General features: G+C 37.2%; 2 protein-coding genes. Both read right to left on the reverse strand.

Translation table 11 applies throughout. From position 1 onward, the window contains the following. Positions 1–4: 4 nt before the first annotated feature. Positions 5–493: an Sbal_3080 family lipoprotein gene (locus AB4496_RS27290; RefSeq protein WP_032555003.1), complete on the reverse strand. Its 489-nt coding sequence runs from the start codon at positions 491–493 to the stop codon at positions 5–7. Positions 494–956: 463 nt separating this feature from the next. After that, positions 957–1,082: a YHYH domain-containing protein gene (locus AB4496_RS27295; protein WP_102257609.1), complete on the reverse strand. Its 126-nt coding sequence runs from the start codon at positions 1,080–1,082 to the stop codon at positions 957–959. Between the last annotated feature and the right edge of the window lie 200 nt (positions 1,083–1,282).

Here is a 1,282-nt window from a genome sequence, read left to right on the forward strand (position 1 = left end):
GGAACTAGTTGTTTGGCGTACCACCAAGACAGATTAGTTCGTTTGCTTCGTCTTTTGTCAAATCACTAAGTAAAAGATCTAGTGTTACTTGAGTACGTCGTTCAGCGGAACCAAATTTATCAATGCCACCGCACTTTACTGTGTCAATTTTTACTAGTGCAATCGTTTGACCTTTATCTTTAACCTCAACATTTAGGTAACGCATATAAGTAGCCATATCCCACCACCAGTTTGCAGAATATGTTAGTTTTGGGGCGTCTGTGGTTTTTGAGTTGGACTGAGAGATATCAATAACTTGGTAGTCATATCCGTATTCGTCTAATTTTGCAGCAATGATTTTTTTAATTGAGTCTTTTGTTCGGCCATCGTCAATTATCAGTAGTTCCTTGTTTTCTAAATACGTTGTATCTAGTTTTTGTAACTCAACAATTGCGTTGTTAGCGCAGCCTGCAAGTAGCATTATTGAAAAAGTAGCGACAAGTTTTTTTAACATTGGTATTTCCAGGGTGGTGTAAATCGCGTGCATACTATCATGCACCAATTACCAATTAAATGGTACGATATTCCTTATTGTGCAAAGGATTGATGAGTATCATTTCCCGTTTTTATTTTGAATGGGGTAAGAATGCCGGGAAGTAGAAAATAGCGAGGTTTAGCCCCGCCAAATAGTGGCTTGGTTAGTTACAAATTGTAATGTCGCCAATAGTGCTACATGTTTTATTATCACGATCGCCATTGATAATAGTCGTGTGTGTGTTAGCAAATACATTCGCTGTGAAAAGAATTGCAATTATTGCGATTGTTTTTTTCATTTTGACGTGGTCGTCCAATCTAACTTTATTTTAAATAGACATAACATAACACAACTCGGTGTCATGCATTGAGAAATTAATTCTTCTAACTGCTCTTCTGAAACTGTTTTTTATCAATGTAGAAGAACGAGTACATTAGTAGAATTAGTGACAATGACGCACACCTGTGCGTGAGTCTACGTGACAACCGTAACTGTCTGTGCCACCAGAGTGTGCGTAAGCAGTAAAAGCTGAAAGAGCTAGAAATAAAGCTAGTGCGATGTGTTTCATTGGTGTTGTTTTCTTATCATGTAAATTAAAGAGCTCGGATTTTAGTGAATTTCCATAAAAACAGAAATGAAAAATTTTTATCGTTACCATTAGAGGTTATGTCTGGCTTCTATTAGTGCCTGGAAAACATCACATAACGAATAAGGATTAAGGTGTTGCGCAGCCAACACTAAATCCCAAGTGTTGAACAAGCCCAAGAT

Source organism: Vibrio sp. 10N.222.46.A1 (genome assembly GCF_041473595.1).
Classification (GTDB): domain Bacteria; phylum Pseudomonadota; class Gammaproteobacteria; order Enterobacterales; family Vibrionaceae; genus Vibrio; species Vibrio tasmaniensis_A.

Excerpts from the sequence above, each read along its gene's own strand:
- AB4496_RS27290 (WP_032555003.1), bottom strand. The coding sequence starts at position 493 with ATGTTAAAAAAACTTGTCGCTACTTTTTCAATAATGCTACTTGCAGGC.
- AB4496_RS27295 (WP_102257609.1), bottom strand. The coding sequence starts at position 1,082 with ATGAAACACATCGCACTAGCTTTATTTCTAGCTCTTTCAGCTTTTACT.